Origin of the sequence: Chryseobacterium sp. 3008163 (assembly GCF_003669035.1) — a bacterium.
In the GTDB taxonomy this organism is placed as follows: Bacteria; Bacteroidota; Bacteroidia; order Flavobacteriales; family Weeksellaceae; genus Chryseobacterium.
The window spans coordinates 145,818-169,102 of record NZ_CP033070.1 but is presented as its reverse complement, the minus strand read 5'-3'; the positions used below and the strand labels follow the sequence as shown (position 1 = coordinate 169,102).

Annotated in this window: 14 protein-coding genes and 1 pseudogene; all 15 read left to right on the top strand. The window is 37.9% G+C overall.

The features are described from left to right. Positions 1–66: 66 nt before the first annotated feature. The gene (locus EAG08_RS00655) at positions 67–2,823 is read left to right on the top strand and encodes a SusC/RagA family TonB-linked outer membrane protein (protein ID WP_228446899.1); all 2,757 of its coding nucleotides are present in this window, start codon (positions 67–69) and stop codon (positions 2,821–2,823) included. 13 nt (positions 2,824–2,836) lie between these two features. Next, positions 2,837–4,786: a RagB/SusD family nutrient uptake outer membrane protein gene (locus EAG08_RS00650; protein WP_129533793.1), complete on the top strand. Its 1,950-nt coding sequence runs from the start codon at positions 2,837–2,839 to the stop codon at positions 4,784–4,786. Between the two features lie 83 nt (positions 4,787–4,869). Further along, entirely contained in the window at positions 4,870–6,039 is a 1,170-nt protein-coding gene (gene uxuA, locus EAG08_RS00645; protein WP_129533792.1) for a mannonate dehydratase, read from the top strand. 67 nt (positions 6,040–6,106) lie between these two features. Further along, positions 6,107–6,921, top strand: a pseudogene (locus tag EAG08_RS00640) (SDR family oxidoreductase). 112 nt (positions 6,922–7,033) lie between these two features. Beyond that, on the top strand, positions 7,034–8,452 hold the full coding sequence (uxaC, locus tag EAG08_RS00635; RefSeq protein WP_129533791.1) for a glucuronate isomerase: 1,419 nt from the start codon (positions 7,034–7,036) through the stop codon (positions 8,450–8,452). A gap of 4 nt (positions 8,453–8,456) precedes the next feature. Beyond that, the gene (locus EAG08_RS00630; protein WP_129533790.1) at positions 8,457–9,464 is read left to right on the top strand and encodes a sugar kinase; all 1,008 of its coding nucleotides are present in this window, start codon (positions 8,457–8,459) and stop codon (positions 9,462–9,464) included. Further along, entirely contained in the window at positions 9,461–10,096 is a 636-nt protein-coding gene (locus EAG08_RS00625) for a bifunctional 4-hydroxy-2-oxoglutarate aldolase/2-dehydro-3-deoxy-phosphogluconate aldolase (RefSeq protein ID WP_129533789.1), read from the top strand. Before EAG08_RS00630 ends, EAG08_RS00625 begins: the two co-directional genes overlap by 4 nt. Next, complete coding sequence (locus tag EAG08_RS00620) at positions 10,097–11,383, top strand: MFS transporter (protein ID WP_129533788.1); 1,287 nt, start codon at positions 10,097–10,099, stop codon at positions 11,381–11,383. A gap of 22 nt (positions 11,384–11,405) precedes the next feature. Beyond that, positions 11,406–13,124: a glycoside hydrolase family 43 protein gene (locus EAG08_RS00615; RefSeq protein ID WP_129533787.1), complete on the top strand. Its 1,719-nt coding sequence runs from the start codon at positions 11,406–11,408 to the stop codon at positions 13,122–13,124. 216 nt (positions 13,125–13,340) lie between these two features. Next, positions 13,341–14,960, top strand: coding sequence for a glycoside hydrolase 43 family protein (locus EAG08_RS00610; protein WP_129533786.1), 1,620 nt, complete (start codon positions 13,341–13,343; stop codon positions 14,958–14,960). Positions 14,961–15,051: 91 nt separating this feature from the next. After that, a complete protein-coding gene (locus EAG08_RS00605; RefSeq protein ID WP_129533785.1) occupies positions 15,052–15,924 on the top strand; it encodes an alpha/beta hydrolase in 873 nt (290 codons plus the stop codon). Positions 15,925–15,959: 35 nt separating this feature from the next. After that, positions 15,960–18,425, top strand: coding sequence for a TIM-barrel domain-containing protein (locus tag EAG08_RS00600; RefSeq protein WP_129533784.1), 2,466 nt, complete (start codon positions 15,960–15,962; stop codon positions 18,423–18,425). Positions 18,426–18,481: 56 nt separating this feature from the next. Beyond that, the gene (locus EAG08_RS00595) at positions 18,482–19,873 is read left to right on the top strand and encodes a glycoside hydrolase family 43 protein (protein WP_129533783.1); all 1,392 of its coding nucleotides are present in this window, start codon (positions 18,482–18,484) and stop codon (positions 19,871–19,873) included. Between the two features lie 31 nt (positions 19,874–19,904). Continuing rightward, positions 19,905–21,272: a glycoside hydrolase family 43 protein gene (locus EAG08_RS00590; protein WP_129533782.1), complete on the top strand. Its 1,368-nt coding sequence runs from the start codon at positions 19,905–19,907 to the stop codon at positions 21,270–21,272. A gap of 6 nt (positions 21,273–21,278) precedes the next feature. After that, positions 21,279–23,222: a glycoside hydrolase family 97 protein gene (locus EAG08_RS00585; RefSeq protein ID WP_129533781.1), complete on the top strand. Its 1,944-nt coding sequence runs from the start codon at positions 21,279–21,281 to the stop codon at positions 23,220–23,222. Positions 23,223–23,285 lie beyond the last annotated feature (63 nt).

The following is a 23,285-nucleotide window of genomic DNA, read 5'->3' as shown; positions in this document are numbered from 1 at the left end:
GACTCTCCTTCCTTGCGGTATGGCATATTCTCAGGTTAAAAAGATACTGCAACAAAAGAAAAAAAAATTGAGGAAGTTGTAGTTATCGGATATGGTACTCAGAGAAAGGAATCTGTAACAGGTTCTGTTGCTACTGTTAAAGGAGATGCATTAAGAGAAGTTCCATCTGCAAATATTACACAGGCATTACAAGGTAGAACTGCTGGAGTAGATATTAGTCAGACCTCTACAAAACCAGGTGCTCCAATGCAAATTCGTATAAGGGGAGTACGTTCTTTAACAGGAGATAATAATCCCCTGATTGTTTTGGATGGAATCCCTTTTGTTGGATCACTTGGTGACATTAGTTCCAGCGATATAAAAAGTCTTGATATCTTAAAAGATGCTTCTGCAACGGCTATTTACGGTTCCAGAGGTGCGAATGGAGTAATACTTGTTACAACTAATAGAGGTGTGAAAGGACAGAAACCAAGATTTAGCTATAATTCTTTTACAGGTGTTCAGACATTGTTTTCAAGATATCCTATGATGGATGGTCCTAAATATGCAAAATTAAGAACAGATGCAGGTAATTTATACGGATTGGGAACGGATGAAACTTTAGGTACAAACACAGATTGGCAAGATCTATATTATAAACCAGCAATGATCACCAGCCAAGATGTTGGAGTTTCAGGTGGAACAGATGGGGGTAATTATAATGTGGGATTATCTTATTTTAAACAGAATGCTTTAGTTCCGATTCAGAATTATGAAAGATTTTCATTTAGAATTGGTTTGGATCAGCAAGTAGGTAAAAATTTCAAGTTTGGTTTTACAACCAATACCAACTATACTGTATCAGAAGGTAACGGTATTGCAGCTGCGCCTACTTTAGGTAATTCTCCTTTAGCAAATATATACAATCCGGATGGTAGTATTAAAAGAACGATTAGTACTGCTTCAAATGTTGACCAGGGTTGGGTATACATAAGAAAAACTGTTGAAAATTTGGGGGACAAATATGTAGATGAAAGTAAAGATTTTTCATCGTATAATAATATGTACGGGGAAGTTACTTTACCTCTCACTGGTTTAAAGTATAGATTAAATGTAGGATTAGATTATCGTACTTCAAACAGCGGAAACTACACTGGTGTGGGTGTGTTCAATGTTAATCCATTAGCACCATCTGGAGCGGGAAAAGGAAATAATCAAACGTATCACTGGGTTTTAGAAAATTTATTAACCTATGACAGAACTTTTGGTAAACATAAGGTTAATGCTGTAGCTTTATATTCTGCTGAGCAGAACAGATTCATTAGCTCTTATATGAGTGCCAGAAATGTTCCCGGCGACTTTTTCCAGTATTATAATTTAGGTCAGTCACCTCAGGCGGATATTTCTGTGAGACCGGAAGACCAAAACTACCAGCAATGGGGTTTGATGTCTTATATGGGTAGAGCAATGTACACATTTGATAATAAATATATGTTGACTGCGACATTTCGTGGGGATGGTTCATCCAGATTAGCTGAAGGAAACAAATGGCATACTTATCCGGCGCTTTCTTTAGGATGGAATGTTGCTAATGAATCATTTATGAAGAATTTCAGCTTTATAAATCAATTCAAGCTAAGAGCGGGATGGGGACAAACATCAAATCAGGCAGTTGCTCCGTATTCTACATTAGGTCAATTAACGGTTGTACCTTATAACTTTGGAACTGCAAATGGCACAGGTGTTTATGTAAGTCTCGCTCCTAATGCAAACTTAGGCTGGGAATATTCTAAAACACAAAATTATGGTGTTGATTTCGCATTTCTGAACAATAGACTGACAGGTACTGTAGAATATTATAGAACTAAAACAGAGGGTCTGCTACAATCTGTTGCATTACCACCTTCAGGAGGTCTTCCAACACAAACGGCAAATGTTGGTTCAACTGAAAATAAAGGTTGGGAATTTTCATTAAACGGCAGTATTTTCAATAATCCCGATGGCTTCTCTTGGGATGCAGGAGTCAATCTATACACCAATAGAAATCAAATTTTATCTTTAGCTTCTGGAAGGGATAGGGATGAAGGAAATCTCTGGTTTGTAGGGCATAACATCAATGCATTGTTTGATTATCAGAACATCGGACTTTGGCAAAACGGAGATCCTTATTTAAATATTCTAGAACCACAGGCGGGAGCAGCACCGGGAATGATTAAGGTATTATATACTGGTGGGTATAACCCAGATGGAACTCCAGTGCGAGCTATCGGACCCGCAGACAGGCAAATTATTGACACAGCTCCAGACTTTCAAGGTGGATTTAATATGCGTTTTGCATACAAAAACTTCGAACTAAGCACAGTTGGTGCATTCCAGCACGGTGGTGTTTTGATTAGTACATTGTATGGCTCCACAAGTTATCTTAACAGATTGACGGGTAGAGGAGGTAACGTAGATGTAGATTACTGGTCAGAAGATAATCCTAATGTAAGATATCCAAAACCAGGTGGTTTGAGGGAAGGTGATAATCCAAAATACTCTTCTACATTAGCAATGTTCGATGCCTCTTATCTAAAATTAAGAACAATAACATTAGGTTATAACTTAAAAAATGAATATTTAAAAGATCTAAATATCAGCAGTTTAAGAATTTATTTTACAGTAACTAATCCTGTTGTTCTTTTTTCACCATATCATAAAGAATCTGGTATGGATCCAGAACCGAATTCATTAGGAGATCAAAATCAGGCAGTGAACTCTGGTTATAGACAGAGACAATTGGTTATTGGTACAAATAATCCATCAACAAGAAACTATTTAATGGGACTTAATTTAACGTTTTAAAAAAAATAAGGTTATGAAAAATTTAAATAAAAGATTAGTTATAGCTTCCGTATTCTTATCATTAACTTTTACTGGATGTAATGAGATTTTAGATGAGCAGCCCAGAGCAAATTATACGGTAGATTTCTTCAATACTGAGGATGGCATAAGACAGGGGGTAACTGCACTTTATAGACATATGCGCTCACTTTATGGCAACGGTTATTTTATGAGCAATTGTCAAAACGGAACAGATGAAAGTACTTGGGGCCAGAGTGCAGACGGTAACTTCAAAGATCTTGATATGACAGGAAATACAGGAAGCCTTAATCCAAATTCATTTCCTCCAAGCATGATTTGGGGTTCGGTTTTTCCTTATATAAATACGGCAAACGGTATTATTGAAAAAGGACCAAGTTTCGGAATTGCAGAATCTCTTGTATCAGAGGCAAGATTTTTCAGAGCATTTGATTATTTCTTATTGGTTCAGACGTATGGTGGTGTTCCTCTAGATCTTGGATCGGGACAACTTGCATTCAATACTTCTGCCGTCACTACTTCCACAAGGAATACTGTTTCTGAAGTTTACACCAAAGCTATTTTTCCCGATCTTTTAAAAGCAATAGATAATCTTCCTGCGCAACCAAGAGTTACAGGAGGAGTTACAAAAAATGTTGCGAGATTGTTTTTGGCTAAAGCTTATTTAACATACGGTTGGTGGTTGCAAAATCCAAATTCCATCCCAACGTATCCGGAAACACCAAGAACCGATCCTGCTGGACATAATGCCCAATGGTACTTCCAGCAGGCTTATGACGTTGCTTTGGCAGGTATCAACAATCCTGGTCCGTACTCTTTGCAGCCTACTTTCTATGATGTTAATGTAGGATCTAATGATCGTAACAGCGAATGTATGCTTTACGCAGATCATACATCTGCAAGTACTTATTACAATGAGAGTGATCCTACAGGGTTTGGATCAGGTTGGTCGCCAGATAACTTTGCAGCATGGATACATACATGGAACTATACCAATTTGAAAAGTAGTAAAACGGCAGCTTGGGGTTCTTCGGATATTGTAAGTTCTGTTCAGAGAGCGGCTACGCAATCACTTGGTAGACCTTGGGTACGTATGGCTCCAACGATTGGTGTCATCAAGAACACTTTTGCTGACAAAACTTTGGATTCTCGTTATGACGGGACATTTGTAAGCACTTACAGAGGAAACTGGGAAAAAGCTGGTGTAGGTAATATTACTTTATATAATGCTAATAGTTTACCAGTACAACCTGGAGGTGCTATCCTTTCATTTTTAAATGATGACACCCAAACCCCAACCTATCCTGCTGGAGCAGGACAAAATGGTGTTGGTGCAGGAACGTTACCGGGAAGAGCTGATTGGGTAGTAGCGCCAAATGGTATAAGCAGAATGGTATATCCGGGTTTGTGGAAGATCGGAACGTACACCACACTCGATCCAAATGGATTGGGATATCCGAACGCTGGTTTGACAAGACCTTTCAACGTTGCTAAATTTTCTGAATTTTATTTTATTGCTGCTGAAGCGGTAGTAAAAGGGGCATCGGGTACAATGACGGCAAGAGATCTGATTAATGTGATAAGAGCTAGAGCAGGTAAATGGAAATTTAACAATGCACAAAATGCTCCTATGATTGCAGATAACAGTGCAGCAATGATTGCGGCAACTCCAACAACAATAACAGTTGATTATATCTTGGCAGAACGTTCCAGAGAATATTATGGAGAATTTTACAGATGGTATGATTTGATTCGTACTCAGAAATGGGAACAATATGCTGCAAGTTATCAGATAGGAGGGGTAAATTATGGAGATCATACTCCGACTACCTTCAACCGTAATATACAGAAATTCCATTATCTGAGACCGATTCCCCAAGGTCAGTTAGATAATATGAGTTTGAGTGCTGCAGAAAAGGCAAAATATCAGAATCCAGGTTATTAAATCAACAAAATACATTCTTATTAACAGCAGCAAAGTAGGTGTATCCATTGCACCTGCTTTGTTTTAATGAAAAAATAAAGATTATGGAAAAAACATGGCGTTGGTTTGGGAAGAAAGATAAAATCAAATTGGATATGCTCCGCCAGATTGGGGTGGAAGGTATCGTTTCAGCACTCCACGATATTCCAAATGGAGAGGTTTGGTCATTGGAGGCTATCAATGATTATAAAAATTATATAGAGAGTTTCGGACTTCGTTGGTCTGTAGTTGAAAGCCTTGCCGTGAGCGAGTCTATCAAATATGGAGGTGAAGATAGAGACCGATTAATAGAAAACTATATTCTGAGTCTTGAAAATCTGGGTAAAGCTGGCGTAACAACTGTTTGTTACAATTTTATGCCGGTCTTGGATTGGGCTCGTACAGATTTGTTTCATCAGTGGGAAGACGGTTCGTCGTCACTGTACTTTGATAAAGCCAAATTCGCTTATTTTGAAATTCATATTCTGCAAAGAAAAGGTGCAGAAAACGATTATAATTCAGACATTCTTCAAAAAGTAGAACAATTAAAAAATACCTTAACTGATGAAGATAATAATGATCTGATTGATTCTATCATTGTGAAAACGCAAGGTTTCGTTAATGGAAATATTAAAGAAGGCGACAAAAACCCAATACAATTATTCAAAAATCTATTAGCATTGTATGACGGGATTGATAAAGAACAGCTTCGCCAGAATATGAAATATTTCCTTGAAAAGATAATGCCTGTCTGCGAAAAGTGGAATATCCAGATGTGTGTACATCCAGATGACCCACCGTTTTCATTGTTAGGTTTACCAAGAATCGTGACCAATGAAGAAGATATCGACTGGCTCTTAAACTCTGTCAATAATCCTCACAACGGACTCACATTTTGTACAGGTTCTTTAAGTGCAGGTCTTCAAAATGATGTTCCGAAACTTGCCCAAAAATATGCTCACCGAACAAAATTTGTTCACTTAAGAAGTACAAATGTCTTTGACAATGGAGACTTTATCGAAGCTCATCATTTAGGTGGAAGAGGAAAATTAATTGAAGTAATCAAAATTTTTGAAAAAGAAAACCCTGATTTACCAATGCGTGTGGATCACGGTAGACTTTTGACAGATGATATTGATAAAGGCTACAACCCAGGCTATTCATTCTTAGGAAGAATGCTTGCTTTAGGGCAAATCGAAGGGGTGATGGCAGCTGTTAATTCTTATTCAAAATAAAATCAAAACAGAACCCAAAGAGTTCAATATTATCATTTTTCAAATATCAATCATCATTTATATTACAATGAACGAAATATTCAGCATAAAAGATAAAGTAGCAGTCATTACAGGAGCTTCAGGTGTTTTGGGCGGAAGCTTGGCGAAAAGCTTTATTGAAGCCGGAGCCAAAGTTGTTGCTCTTGGCAGAAATCAGGAGACTCTGGATTCTCGTGTAAAAGAACTGGCAGATTTAGGTGGCGATGCATTTGCGGTAGAAGCCAATGTAATGAATATCGAAAGTCTTGAAGCTGCTTCAAAAAAGTCCTAGAAAAATACGGTAAAATCGATATTCTGCTCAACATTGCAGGCGGAAATATTCCTGCTGCAACATTAGCTCCTGACCAATCTTTTTTCGACCTGAAAATGCAAGCCTGGAACGAAGTAACAGATTTAAATATCAACGGAACCGTTTACCCAAGCTATGTTTTCGGAAAAGTAATGGCAGAGCAGGGAAATGGAAGTATCGTGAATATTTCCTCAATGGCAGCATATTCTGCAATCACAAGAGTCGCAGGATATTCCGCAGCTAAATCTGCAATTACCAATTTTACCCAATGGCTCGCTTCAGATGTAGCTTTAAAATTTGGCGATAAAATTCGTGTCAACGCAATTGCTCCCGGTTTTTTCATCGGAGATCAGAACCGCGCAATTTTATTGAATCCGGATGGCTCTTTAACCGACCGAAGCAAAAAAGTCATCGCCAAAACCCCAATGGGACGCTTCGGAAATGCAGATGAACTCAACGGAGCTGTTCAGTTCCTTTGTTCAGATGCAGCAAGTTTTATCACTGGTGCTTTATTGCCTATTGATGGTGGTTTCAGTGCATTCAGTGGTGTTTAAGATTGATATTATTTTCTTCATATAGTTGCAAGGCCTTAGATGATATTATAGATTTCAATAAGGTCTTGTTTTTAAAGATTTTTACAAAATCAAATCATTTTTAAATTGAATAATGACTCATTCCATTAAAAATAAAGAAGTTTTCGGAGAATCATTTTTGCTGGAATCGGCAAAGGCAGAAAATCTATATTTCGGCTTTGCGAAAGATATGCCGATTATTGATTACCATAATCATCTTGAGCCCGATGTAATTTCAAATAATCAGAACTTCCATTCTCCAACAGCGATTTGGCTGGATGGTGATCATTACAAATGGCGGGCAATGAGAAATTTCGGAATTGATGAGCAATTCATTTCAGGCAATGCTTTAGACCTTGAAAAATTCAAAAAATGGTCAGAAGTTGTACCGTATACACTTCGTAATCCATTATTTCACTGGAGTCATCTGGAACTCAAAAATCCTTTCGGAATCAAAGAATATCTTTCACCTAAAAATGCAGATTCTGTTTATCATCAGATGAACGATAGTCTACAAACACAAGATTTCTTACCGCAATCTATTATTCAGAATTTCAAAGTGGAAGCACTTTGCACAACAGACGATCCTTCCGATGATTTGAATTATCATAAAAAATTAAAAAACAGCGATTTCAAAACTAAGGTTTTACCTGCTTTCCGTCCCGATTCTTACATCAACATAATCAATTTCGAACAATATTTGTCAGGCATTAAAAAGCTTGAGAATGTTTGCGGAATTTCAATTCAGTCAGTTTCTGATTTGTTGAATGCGCTTCAATCCAGAATCAATTATTTTGAAGAAATCGGGGCTAAAGTTGCCGACCACGGTTTTGAATATTTTCCAGATACTACAAAATGGAATATTGAATTAGAAATCGAATTTTCTGAATTTTTAAAAGGAAATAATCCAACATTCTCCAATCCGGAAGCGTTGTGTGGTTATCTGTTGAGAGAGCTTTGCAAAATGTACGCTGAAAAATGCTGGGTTCAGCAATTTCACGTCGGAGCAACTAGAAATAATAATTCCGAAATGCTCAGAAAAATCGGAATTAATACAGGTTACGATGCCATCAGCGAACAATATTTTGCCCAAAGATTGAGCGTTTTGCTGGACGAACTGAATTCTGCCGAACAACTTACCAAAACCATTATTTATAATCTTAATCCCACTTTCAATGAAGTTCTAGCGACACTTGCCGGGAATTTCAATGAAGGCGGAATTAAATCTAAAGTACAGTTTGGTGCAGCCTGGTGGTTTATCGACCAATTAGACGGAATGAAAAAACAGATAAACACGCTTTCCAACATCGGTCTTATCAGCACATTCGTAGGGATGCTGACCGATTCCCGAAGTCTCCTGTCATTTTCAAGACACGATTATTTCAGAAGACTTTTGTGTAATATGTTCGGCAGCGAGATGGAAAGAGGATTGCTTCCCAATGATGAAGAATGGGTAGGAAAAATCATTCAGGATATTTGTTATTACAACACGAAAAATTATTTTGAAATTTAATACAATGCAAGATTCATTTCTCAATAAAATATTATGTTTCGGGGAATTGCTTTTGCATTTCGCTCCAGATTTTGAAGGAAATTGGCTGAATAATCAGTCTGTGAAAATCTTCGTTGGTGGTGCAGAATACAACGTGGCTTCTGCGCTTGCACAATGGAATAATCAGGTAAAACTCCTTTCAGCTTTGCCTGATAATTTTTTGGGAAATCAATTGGAATCTCAATTAAAAAATAAAGGAATCGAAATTCTTGCAGGGAAAAACAACGGCAGAATCGGAACTTTTTATCTGTCTTCGGAAGGAGATATGCAGAACGCATCTGTTGTTTACGACCGTTTTCCGTCGGTTTTCACACAGTCGGATTTTGAAGCATTTAGTTTTGATGAAATCTTTTCAGAAGTAAAATGGCTTCATGTAAGCACTATTACGCCGGCTTTGAGTGAAAATGCGTATCAAAAATGTTTGGATTTAATGAAAGAGGCTAGGTCAAGAAACATTACCGTTTCTCTAGATTTGAATTACCGTGCTGCACTTTGGCAGGGTAGAAATCCTTCAGATAAAATTAAAAATCTGATGCCTTTTGTGAATGTTCTGATGGGAAATATCTGGTCGATTCAACAATTTTTGGACATTCCAATAGAGTATCAATTAAATGGAAATTTTAATGATAAAAACCTCTTAAAACAGGCGGGAAAATCTGCTTTGGAAATTCAGAAAATATATCCAAATGTCGAAATGATTGCCAATACATTCCGGTTTACGAGCGGTGAACAAGTCAATTATTTTGCGACTTTATTCGCAGATGATAAGCTTTTGGTTTCGCAGCAATATCAATCAGAAAGAATTGAGGAAAGAGTAGGCAGCGGCGATTCTTTTATGGCAGCTTTGATTCACGGAACTTTAAAAGGAAATTCTTCACAACAGATTCTAGAAGATGCTACAAAAGTCGCTTTCAAAAAGCTTTTTGTAAAAGGCGATACGATTAATAACAGCATTAATATTGAAAAATTATGAGTGTAATATTACAAAAAATAAAAGACCAAAAAATCGTTCCGTTGTTTTACAATGAATCGTTTGAGGTTTCAAAAAATACCGTAAAAGCTTTGTACGAAGCAGGAATTCGTGTGATAGAATATACCAACCGTGGCATTCAGGCATTAGAAAATTTCACAAAGTTGAAAGAATTCTCCGCCACAGAATTTCCCGGACTTTTATTAGGAATCGGAACCGTGAAAAATATAAAGGAAATGGATGATTATGCCAATGCAGAAGCAGATTTCATCATTACACCAGTTATCAACGAAGAGCTTGTAAAGCATTCTGTCGCAAAAAACATTAATTTGATTCCCGGTTGTTTTACGCCTTCTGATGTTAATCTGGCTTATCAGAACGGACTTCGATTGGTAAAGATTTTTCCGGCAGATGCTTTGGGTAAAAATTATATCAAATCTATTCAGCCCGTTTTTCCTGGAATGAATTTTATGCCGACCGGCGGAATCAATGCTGATGTTGAAGATATTACAGAATGGCTGAAAGGTGGCGCAATCGCTGTCGGATTGGGAAGTTCGCTTGTCAAAACAGAGTTTACTACAGAACAGCTGACTGAGAAAGTTCAGAACTTATTGCAACAACTTAATCAAAACTAAATGCAGGCTCCTAAAAATCATAACATCAGATGGTTTATGCTGTCTTTGGTCTTTCTCGCTACCACGATCAACTATCTCGACCGTCAGGTGATGGGTTTGCTGAAACCTGTTCTTGAAAAAGAGTTCAGCTGGGACGAAAAAGATTATAGCTACATCGTAATGGCGTTTACAACAACTTACGCCATCGGATATCTTGCGATGGGTAGGTTTATCGACAGAGTAGGCACAAAAATAGGTTACGCCGTTTCCCTGATTGTTTGGAGTCTCGCTTCTATTGGACACGGTTTTGTAAAAAGCACCGTTGGGTTTTTGATTGCAAGAAGCACACTCGGAATCAGTGAAGCAGGAAATTTTCCCGCAGCAATAAAATCAGTAGCAGAATGGTTTCCTAAAAAAGAAAGAGCTTTGGCAACAGGGATTTTCAATTCGGGAGCTACAGTTGGAGCTATTTTGGCACCGCTTCTCGTTCCGATTATTTTAGCGCAATATGGTTGGCGGGAAACATTCGTCTGGATTGGAGCGCTCGGTTTAATATGGATTGTCCTTTGGTGGAGATTCTATTCAATTCCGGAAAAGACTAAAAAATTAAGTCAGGAAGAATTAGAATACATCAAAAGTGATCAGGGTGGGAAAACGCAGGAACAATCTAAAGTGCCGTTGTCCGAAATATTAAAATACAAAGTCACCTGGTCTTTTGCTATTGGAAAAATTCTGACCGACCCGATCTGGTATTTCTTTATGTTCTGGCTGCCTGCGTATTTTTCAGACGTATTTAAAATGGATATGACAAAACCTTCCATTCCGTTGATCATAATTTACAGCGGAACCACGATTGGAAGCATCGGCGGCGGTTATCTCTCTTCATTTTTAATTAAAAAAGGCTGGGCAATCGGAAGAGCCAGAAGTTTTACAATGTTGCTATTTGCTTTGATGGTCGTTCCGGTAATGTTCTCAAAATATGTCGATAATATGTGGTTAATCACCATCATTATTGCTTTCGCCACCGCAGCTCATCAAGGATGGGGAGCCAATCTGATGACAACTGTTGGCGACAAATTACCCAACAATTATGTAAGTTCTGTCATCGGATTTGGTGGAATGTTGGGTTCAGCAGCAGGAATTGTTTTTCCTTTGTTTATCGGAATCGTATTAGATACTTTCAAGAAATCAGGAAATATAAACGGTGGATACAACATCATATTTTTCATTGCCGGCGTTTCTTACGTTGCGGCTTGGGGAATTATCTGGTTGATTAACAGAAAAAAAACAGAAATAATAATTAAATAACTATCACATAAAAAGAAAAAATATGGAACAGAACATCATGAATTGGGCATTTTTTAGGAATAAAACCAATGTACTTGCAGCGGCGGCTTTGCTTTCCGTGAGCAGCATTTCAGCACAGACTTTCTCAGACTTTTCCTACCGTGGAAATGATAAAATATACACAAACAATCCTTTGAAAGAGAATGAATTTTATTCGCCGATTCTTCAGGGCTGTTATCCAGACCCGAGTATTACCAGAAAAGGAGACAATTATTATCTCGTAAACTCTTCTTTTTCAATGTTTCCAGGCGTTCCTATTTTCACTTCGAAAGATTTGGTCAACTGGAAGCAGGTTGGTCACGTTCTCGACAGACCTTCTCAGCTTAAAGTTGAAAAAGGCGGTGTTTCCGCAGGAATTTACGCTCCTGATATCAAGTATAATAAAAACAACGACACCTTTTATATGATTACTACCCAGATTGCTGGCGGAATAGGAAATATGGTCGTGAAAACCAAAGACCCTGCAAAAGGTTGGAGCGAAGTCCAGAAACTGAATTTCGACGGAATCGACCCTGCCATTTTCTTCGATGATGATGGTAAAGCTTACATTGTTCATAACGATGCACCGCCTAAAGGAACTGAGCAATACAATGGTCACCGTGTCATCAAAATCTGGGATTATGATTTGGAAAAAGACCAAGTTGTTGCTGGTTCAGATAAAATCATCGTGAATGGAGGCGTTGACCTTTCCCAAAAACCGATTTGGATAGAAGGTCCACATATTTATAAAAAGAACGGAAAATATTTTCTGATGTGTGCAGAAGGCGGTACTGGAGGTAATCACAGCGAAGTTATTTTTATGTCAGATTCTCCAAAAGGTCCATTTGTTCCTGCACAGAACAATCCGATTTTGACACAAAGATATTTCCCGAAAGACCGAAAAGATAAAGTAGATTGGGCAGGTCACGCCGATTTGGTGGAAACTCCTGACGGAAAATATTTCGGAGTGTTTTTGGCGATTCGTCCCAACGAAAAAGGACGTGTGAACCACGGAAGAGAAACTTTCATTCTTCCCGTAGACTGGAGCGGAAAGTATCCTGTTTTTGAAAACGGTTTAGTTCCGATGAAACCAAAATTAAAACTGCCGGAAGGTGTGAAAAATCAGACCGGACAAAACGGGTTTTTCCCGAACGGAAACTTTACTTATAACGATAAACTGACCGATAAAAATCTGGATTATCGATGGATTGCAATGCGCGGTCCTCGCGAAAATTTTATTACAACGGTTAAAAACGGCGTAAAAGTCACTCCTTTTGAAGCCAATATCAAAGCTTTAGCTCCGATTTCGGCATTATTCCACAGATTACAGCACGAAGATTTTAAAACTTCTGTAATGCTTGATTTCAAACCGAAATCTGAAAAAGAATTAGCCGGAATTACTTGTTACCAAAGCGAAAGATTCAATTATGTTTTCGGGATTACAAAAAAGGATAAAGACTTTTACATCGTTTTGGAAAGAACAGAAAAAGGAGAATCTAAACTGATTGCCAGCGAAAAAATTTCACTTTCAAAAACTGTCAAATTTCAAGTTGTTGGTGAAAAAGATGACCTTAATTTCAATTACTCTTTAGATGGTAAAAACTTCAAAAATCTTGGAGGCCCGGTTTCCGGAGATATTCTTTCAACCGATGTTGCAGGTGGATTCACAGGAAGTTTGATTGGTTTGTACAGCACGTCGTCTAATGATATTATGCCAAATTAAAGAAATTATAAATAGGGATGGGCTTTAACCCATTCAATAAAAGGAAAACCAAATTGGCTTTAGCCAAAACTTAATATACAAATGTAGGTTTTGCCAGGTGAGCTTGAGAAGCTTAAAGCAAAACGGTTAGTATTAGCAATGTCACACTGAACTTGTCGAAGTGTTTCTTTTAAAATTGGATTAAAGAATTAAATCAACAATCAAAATACCAAAGTTTTGAAAATTAATAAACCATTTTATATAGTTTCTTTATACGGATTTATCGGGCTGAATCTCCTTTCAGCTCAGGTAAATCCTGCTCAGAAACAGCAGTCGACGACATTTACCAACCCTATCATTTGGGCAGATGCACCGGATTTGTCAGTCACCAGAAATGGCGATGATTTTTATTTGATAAGCACTACAATGCACCTGATGCCGGGAGCTCCGGTAATGCACTCCAAAGATTTGGTTCATTGGGAAATGTCAAGCTATGTTTTCAATACTCTGAATGACAATTCCAAATATGATTTGCTTGACGGAACGGTCTATGGTCGTGGTCAATGGGCATCTTCCATCCGTTATCACAAAGGGAAATATTACGTTTTGTTTTCCCCGAATGACGAGCCTTTCAAATCTTATTTCTATGTAACAGACAATCCGGAAACCGGCAATTGGAAACTGATTACCAGAACCCGACATTTTCACGATGCTTCTTTGCTTTTTGACGACGACGACAGGGGTTATGTTTTCACTTCCAATAAAGTTTTTGAATTAAGTCCTGATTTTAAAGAAGTTATCGGAAATCCTGAAGGAACGGTGGTTTTTGAAAAAGATTCTTCAGAAACCGGACTTCTGGAAGGCAATCAGATCATTAAAAAAGATGGAAAATATTATATGATGATGATTTCCTGGCCAAGAGGTGGAAAACGTCGTCAGGAAGTTTACAGAGCCGATAAAGCAACCGGACCTTACGAGAAAAAAGTGATTTTGGAAGACAACTTTTTAGGATTTTCTTATGCCGGGCAAGGTGCTTTGATTGATGATAAAAACGGCAATTGGTATTCACTGATTTTCCAGGATAGAGGCGGAGTAGGACGCGTCCCGATTTTGATTCCTGTAAAATGGGAAAATGATTGGCCTGTTTTGGGCGACAATGGGAAAGTTCCTTTAAAAGGTGAAGTTCCGCTTCCGCCGTTTAAACCGAAAAATAACATCGTGGAAAGTGATGAATTTTCAGATAAAAAACTAAAAATCCAATGGCAATGGAATCATAATCCAGTGAATAAAGCTTGGTCTTTATCCGAAAGAAAAGGATTTATTAGACTGAAAACCAATAGAATTGTTGATAATATTTATGCCGCCCCGAATACTTTAACGCAAAGAATGGAAGGAACAGAATCCAGTGCGATAGTTGCTTTGGATTTAAAAGGAATGAAAGACGGCGATGTTGCGGGATTCAGCTCATTCAACGGAGATTCAGGGATTTTATCGATTTCAAAAGAAGGTAATCAGAAGTTTCTCACTTTTTCAACGAATCAAGTCAGTTTAGATAATAAAACGAAAGCGATTACCGGAGTGAAAAAAGAAGAAAAAAAACGAGTTGAAATTAAATCTGATAAGATTTATCTCCGTATTGAAGCTGACTTTAACCTTGGAAAAGATTTGGCGGATTTCTCTTACAGCACCGACCAGAAAAACTGGACAGAAATGGCAAAAGACTACAAAATGATTTTCGATTACAGAAGATTTTTTATGGGATCAAAATTTGCGATTTTCAATTACGCAACGAAAAGTATTGGAGGTTTTGTGGATGTTGATTTTTTTAGAATTAAAGATTTTTCAACCATAAAATAAATATTTTAAAATATAATTAAAGAAAAAATAAATCTACCAGATATTATTTTTTATCTAAATTAATAAGTGTAAAAAATACAAATAAAAAATTATGAGTAAGTCAATCATATTTGTTTTAGGTTTTGTCTTGTCAGGAATCTTCATTTCTGCACAAACGCTTGATAAACAAGCACCGCAAGGTTTTGACGTTGAAAAGAAAGAAATTCCACACGGAAAAATTGATACGATTAACTACGAATCAAAAACGGTAGGAACTCAAAGGAAAGCGTTAGTCTACACACCGCCAGTCTTCAAAAAAGGGAATAAATATCCGGTTTTGTACCTGCTTCACGGTATTGGTGGCGACGAAAAGGAGTGGTTCAAAAACGGAACACCTCAAATTATTCTGGACAATCTCTATGCACAAGGAAAACTTACGCCGATGATTGTGGTTTTGCCGAATGGCAGAGCGATGAAAGACGATAGAGCGACGGGAAATATTATGGCAAAAGATAAAGTGAAAGCTTTTGCTACTTTCGAAAAAGATTTGTTAAACGACCTGATTCCATTTATCGAAAAAAAATATCCTGTTAAAAAAGACCGAGAAAACCGTGCGATTGCCGGACTGTCAATGGGAGGCGGACAAACCCTGAATTTTGGATTGGGAAATATCGACAAATTCGCCTGGGTTGGCGGTTTTTCATCTGCTCCAAATACGAAAGAACCTCAAAAATTACTCCCGAATCCTGCAAAAGCTAAGGAATTAAAACTGCTTTGGATTTCCTGCGGTGATCAGGATGGATTGATGCCTTTCAGCAAAAGAACAAGTGATTATTTGACGGAAAATAAAATCCCACATATTTTTTACATAGAACCGGGCGGTCACGATTTTAAAGTATGGAAAAATGATCTTTTTCTGTTTTCGCAATTGCTTTTTAAACCTATTGATCAGGAGGAAATCAGCAATCTATTAAAATCAGAGTAGCGATTACAATTGATAAAAATATAAATACCATAAAAATGAATTTCAGAAAAATAAACATAAATGCTTTCATTATCACGATGATCATTATATCGGGAATAGAGCAAAATGTGAGCGCACAATCTTATAAAAAAACAGATTCAGGCTTGAGTTTTTCTGCGGATAAAATGAATGTGGAAGTGAAGTTTTACGGACCAAACACGGTGAGAATTATCAAATATCCTTCTGGAAAATCATTTGTAAAAAACAGCCTGTCTGTTATTAAGCAAGAACAAAAAACGAAATTCTCTATTACAGAAAATAAAGATATTTTATTGATAAAAACAAATAATTTACAACTTTCAATCAACACAAGAAACGGAGAAATAGTCTACAATACTTTATCAGGAAATGAACTTCTGAAAGAAAAAAGTAGTGATTTTAAACCTTTTAATGATGCCGGAAATCCAACTTATTCTGTAACCCAATCTTTTCAGTTGGAAAAAGAAGAGCCGATTTACGGTTTGGGAATCCTTCAAAACGGAAAATTATCTCAGCGGAATCAGGACATCAGAATGGTTCAGAACAATACCTGGGATTTTGCGCCTTTTTTCCAATCTGTAAAAGGTTACGGCGTTTTTTGGGACAATTATTCTCCGACTCAATTTACCGATAATACTCAGAAAACGTCATTCGCCTCCGAAGTTGGAGAAGGCGTGGATTACTATTTTATGTATGGTGGAAATGCTGATGGAGTAGTTGCTGCAATGCGTGACCTTACCGGAAATGTTCCGATGTTTCCTTTATGGACTTACGGTTTCTGGCAAAGCAAAGAACGGTATAAAAGTCAGAATGAAATTGTAGATGTGGTCAAAAAATACCGTGATTTGAAAGTTCCTTTGGACGGAATCATTCAGGATTGGCAATATTGGGGAAATAATTACCAATGGAATGCAATGGATTTTATCAGTCCGGATTTTCCTGATGCAAAAAAAATGATTAATGATATCCACGGAATGAATGCGCATTTGTCTGTTTCCATCTGGTCGTCATTCGGACCGATGACCAAGCAATATCGCGAAATGGACACAAAAGGAATGCTTTTCAATTTCAAAACGTGGCCGGAATCTGGTCGGGAAGTTTGGCCTCCCGATATGAATTATCCTTCCGGTGTGCGTGTTTACGATGCCTACAATCCCGAAGCAAGGGATATTTACTGGAAATATCTGAACAAAGGCGTTTTCAGTCTTGGCGTAGATACTTGGTGGATGGATTCTACAGAACCTGACCATCTTAGCCAAAAACCAGAAGATTTAGATACAAAAACCTATCTCGGTTCATTCAGAAAAGTAAGAAATGCGTATCCTTTGATGGCTGTTGGTGGTGTCTACGACCATCAGCGTGCTGTGACAAGTGACAAAAGAGTTTTTATTTTAACAAGATCTGCTTTCGCTGGTCAGCAACGATATGGTGCGAATACTTGGTCTGGAGATGTTAATTCTTCCTGGGAATCCTTGCGCAATCAGGTTCCGGCTGGTCTTAATTTTACCCTGACCGGAAATCCAAATTTTAACTCAGACATCGGAGGATTCTTTGCCGGAACTTATAAAAAAGGCTGGAATGAAAGTTCGGGTTCAAAAAATCCAATGTTTCAAGAATTGTATGTTCGTTGGTTGCAATACGGAACCTTCACGCCCATGATGCGTTCGCACGGAGCCGATGTACCGAGAGAGATTTACCAGTTTGGAAAAAAAGGAGATATGGTGTACGATGCCGTAGAGAAATTCATCAGATTGCGTTACAGTATATTGCCTTACATCTATTCTGTTTCGTGGGATGTTTCCAAAAATCAGTCAAGCTTTATGCGACCGCTTGCAATGGATTTTGCAGAAGATAAAAAAGTCTGGGACATCAATAACGAATATATGTTTGGGAAATCTTTTCTCGTCGCTCCTGTACTGAATGCCCAATATACCCTTGAAAAAATAGTAAAAACCAATGAAAATGAAGGTTGGAATAAAAAAGAGGAGAGCAAAAAAGAGGGTTTAGTTTCCAATGTAGATTTTACACAAAATAAAACCGTCAAAGTCTATCTTCCGTCCGGTTCTGTTTGGTATGACTACTGGAACAATGCAAAATATAAAGGCGGACAGGAAATCGAAAAAAAAGTCAATATCCAAAGTATTCCATTGTATGTAAAAGGTGGAAGCATCATCCCTTTTGGTCCCGATGTCCAATATGCGACAGAGAAAAAATGGGACAATTTAATTTTAAAAATTTATCCGGGTTCAGATGCAGATTTTGTATTGTATGAAGATGAATTTGACAATTATAACTACGAAAAAGGCGACTATACCGAAATACCAATGCATTGGGATGACAAATCAAATACACTTACGATAGATGCCCGCAAAGGAAAATATACCGGAATGATTGAGCAAAGAAATTTTACTGTTGTTCTTCCGGATGGTAAGCAGAAAACGGTAGCTTATTCAGGTGAAAATGTTAAAGTGATTCTTAAATAGGATAGTCAAATTCTTGAAATACCAGGACGGAAGAATTAAATTCAAAAAAATTAATTATGATTAAGAAAACAGTTTTAAAATATACTTTAAATATTGGGTTGATGCTTACAGGATTTTCATTGTCTGCCCAAAATCCCATCATTCAGACCAAATTCACGGCCGATCCTGCGCCAATGGTTTACAAAGACACGGTTTTTCTGTACACCAGTCACGACGAAGATGATGCATTCGGATTCAAAATGAAAGATTGGCTGTTGTACACTTCAACCGATATGGTCAATTGGACAGACCACGGTGTTGTTGCTTCTTTGAAAGATTTCAAATGGACAGACCCGGAAAACGGAGCTTGGGCACCTCAGGTCATAGAAAGAAACGGCAGGTTTTATATGTATTGCCCGATGCCCGGACAAAGAGGAATCGGTGTTTTGGTGGCAGACAGTCCTTATGGTCCGTTCAAAGATCCTATCGGCAAACCACTTGTGAAAAATTCGAGTGACGATATTGATCCGACCGTTCTTATTGATGATGACGGACAGGCTTATCTGTACTGGGGAAATCCCAATTTATGGTACGTAAAACTGAATAAAGATATGATTTCTGCGGATGGACCAGTCGTAAAAGATCCTTCGATTGCCAAAGTCAAAGGTTCGCCAGATCCGTTTCATTATCAGGAAGGTCCGTGGGCTTGGAAACGCAACGGGAATTATTATATGGCATATGCCTCAACGTGTTGTCCGGAAGGAATCGGTTATGCAATGGGCAAATCGGCAACCGGTCCGTGGGAATACAAAGGAATGATTATGGACAGTGACAAGCGTTCCAACGGAAATCATCCCGGAATCATTGACTACAAAGGAAAATCTTACGTATTCGGTTTCAATTACAATCTCGGAAAACAAACCATAAGCAAGCATTATGAGCGCCGTTCTATCTGTGTGAGCGAACTGACTTACAATGCCGATGGCACGATTCAAAAGTTACCTTTTTGGAATCCAGAAGGGGTAAAAAGAATTGCGACTTTGAATCCGTATGAAAAAGTTGAAGCAGAAACTATTGCTTATAGTGAAGGCTTGAAAACAGAAAAAATGACCGAATGGGAAAGAAATAATCCTTACGACACTGGCAAGAAAATTACCGACCGAATGGTGGTTTCGTCTATCAACAATGGCGATTACCTCAAAATTCAGGGTGTTGATTTTTCCAAAGGAACAAAATTCCTGGAAGTATCGGTGGCCTCAATGAACGGCGGGAGTATAGAAATCCATACCGATGCGGTGGACGGACCAATATTAGGAACTGTACAAGTGACAGGAAAAGCAGAAGGCGACCTGTTTAAAACTATAAAATCTCAGGTAAAAAATATAAAAGGCGTGCACGATTTATACTTCGTATTCAAAGGAAGCAAAGACCTTTTCTACTTTGATTGGTGGAAATTCAGTTCAAATTAAAGTCAATTTTTAAAGCCAAATTGCTATGAAAATGAAAAAAAATATCATAAAAACAATACTAAATGGTCTGCTGATTTGCTATGGTGGAATTTTGTCTGCACAAAATCCCATCATTCAAACCGCTTACACCGCAGACCCTGCACCGATGGTGTTCAATGACCGTTTGTATGTTTATACCAGCCACGATGAGGATGATTCTACTTGGTTTACGATGAACAACTGGAAACTGTTTTCCACCAATGATATGGTCAACTGGACAGACCACGGCGTGATACTTTCCTATACCGATTTCGATTGGGCAAAGCGTGATGCGTGGGCAGCACAATGTATTGAACGAAACGGAAAGTTTTTTATGTACGTCCCAATGATTTCCAAAACCAACAATAAGGGTGCAATTGGAGTTGCAGTTGCCGACAGTCCGTTCGGTCCATTTCACGATCCGCTGGGAAAACCTTTAGTTCAGAGTGAATGGGGCGATATTGACCCGACGGTTTTCATTGATGATGACGGTCAGGCACATTTGTATTGGGGAAATCCTAAACTAAAATATGTAAAACTCAATGAAGATATGATTTCCTATTCGGGCGACATTGTTGAAGTTCCGATGACCGAAGAATCTTTCGGAAAACGAGAAGGCAATCCGGAAAGACCCACAAAATACGAAGAAGGTCCCTGGTTGTACAAGAGAAAAAATCTCTACTATCTCTTCTGGCCGGGCGGTGCGTTGCCTGAATTTATCGGCTATTCCACCAGCGAAAGTCCACAAGGTCCGTGGAAATATGGAGGAATCATAATGCCTGCGGAAGGAAAATCTTTTACCAATCATCCCGGCGTGATTGATTTCAGAGGGAAAACCTACTTTTTCTATCACAATGGTGCGTTGCCGGGCGGAAGTGGATTCACACGTTCGGTCAGTGTGCAGGAATTAGAATTTAATAAAGATGGTTCTATTTCACCTTTCAAAATGACCAATGGGATTACGAAAGCTATTGCAACCGTTAATCCTTACGCATTCAATCAGGCGGAGATGATTTCGTGGTCAGAAAATGTAAAATCTTATCAAAATAAAGTTGCGGGAGTTTTCATCAAAGCAAAGAAAAATGGAGCTTATTCGAGTGTGAAAAATATTGATTTTGGAAAAGATGGCGCAATAACTTTTTCTGCAAGAGTAGGAACCACGCATAACGGCGGAGTTACGATGGATGTTCATTTAGACAGTTTGGACGGACCGCTTGCAGGAACAATAAAAGTTCCGATGACTGGCGGAGATGACCGCTTTGAAACGGTTAAAATTAATTTAACCAACAAAATTACAGGTATTCATAATCTTTATTTCGTATTCAATGGCAAAGCTGAAAAAGATATTATGTTTTTTGACTATTGGATGTTTTCAAAATAAATTAGAATGAAAAAAATTACACTTTTATTTATATTATTCATAAGCTTTTGTTTTTTATCGAAGGTCAAAGCACAGGTTGCGGAAATTTCAAGTCCGGACGGAAAACTGAAACTGAATGTATTTTCAGAACAGGGAAAAGCATTGTATTCCGTTACTTTTCAAGGAAAAACAATGCTCGAAAAATCTCCTTTGGGATTGATAACCAATGAATCGGATTTTTCTAAAAATTTAAAATTCATCAACAGCAAAAAAGATAACGTTTCTAAAAAATACAGCAACGAGAAAATCAAAAAATCTGAAGTTGAGTATAAAGCCAATACATTGACCGTCAATTTTACCAATCAAGACCAATTCAATATTGGAATTGAGTTTCAGGTAAGTGATAATAATATTGCGTTTCGATATGACATTCCGCCAATGAAAGACCGATTCAGTGTTGTTGTGCAATCGGAAGTGACAGGATACAGATTTCCACAACAGACAACAACATTTCTTTCACCAATGATGAAACCGATGACCGGTTTTGCACGAACAGCACCAAGCTACGAAAGTGGCTACAAAGCCGATGCAGAATTAGGAACAAAAGCGGATTATGGTTACGTTTTCCCGGGACTTTTTCATATCGTAAACGAAGGCTGGATTTTACTTTCAGAAACTGGAGTTAGTAGTTTGTATTGTGCTTCTCATCTTGATACCGCTTCAGAAAAAAATCTATACCAAGTTGCCTATCCGAATATGGCAGAAAATAATGGTTTCGGAAGTTCGGGCGCAGCGATTTCTCTTCCGGGGAAAACACCTTGGAGAACCATTACCATTGGAGATTCGTTGAAACCAATTGTGGAAACTACAATTCCTTTTAATGTGGTAGAACCGCTTTACGAACCTTCGCAAAAATATCAGTTCGGAAAATCTACCTGGAGTTGGATTCTATGGCAGGATAACAGTATGAATTATGACGACCAAACCAAATTTATTGATTTGTCATCAAAAATCGGTTATGAATACATTTTGATGGATGCGCTTTGGGATAAAAATATTGGCAAAGACAGAATGAAAGAACTCGTTCAATACGCAAAATCCAAAAATGTGGATGTGATGCTTTGGTATAATTCCAACGGAGTCGCCAATGATGCGCCGATGGGACCAAGAAATAAAATGAATTCTTCCATCGAAAGAAAAAAAGAAATGAAATGGCTGAAAGAATTGGGAGTAAAAGGATTAAAAGTCGATTTCTTTGGCGGAGACAAACAGGAAACAATGCGTCTGTACGAAGATATTTTGTCGGATGCCAATGATTTTGGTCTGATGATTATTTTTCACGGAGCCACTTTGCCGAGAGGTTGGGAAGTGATGTATCCGAATTATGCAGGAAGCGAAGCTGTTTTAGCCTCAGAAATGCTTTATTTTTCAGAGGATGTCCGCAAGCAGGAAGCGTTTTTTGCCACTTTGCATCCGTTCATCAGAAATACGGTCGGAAGTATGGAATTTGGCGGAACTTTTTTGAATAAATTTTTGACTAAATCCAACAAAGAAAAAAATAAAAGACATACCACCGACGGTTTCCAATTGGCAACAGCTGTTCTTTTTCAGAATCCGGTTCAGATGTTTGGGGTAATGCCCAATAACCTGACCGATGCTCCAAAATTCCAATTGGATTTTATGAAAGAAGTGCCCACACTTTGGGACGAGACGGTTTTCATTGACGGTTATCCTGGGAAATATTCTGTGATAGCGAGAAGATATCAGGACAAATGGTATGTTGCGGGTATTAATGCAGAAAAAGCGGTTAAGAAACTGAAAATTGTTTTACCAATGTTTGCCGGAAAAACGGTGAAATTCATCAATGATGATACGCAGGGAAATTCATCAGAAAAACAGGTGAAAATAAATACCAAAGGAGAGTTCAATGTAGAAATTTGGACTAACGGAGGATTTGTGTTAAGAAATTAATCGTATTCAAACCTTCAAGGTTTTTAAAACCTTGAAGGTTACAAATAAATAAAAATATAAGAT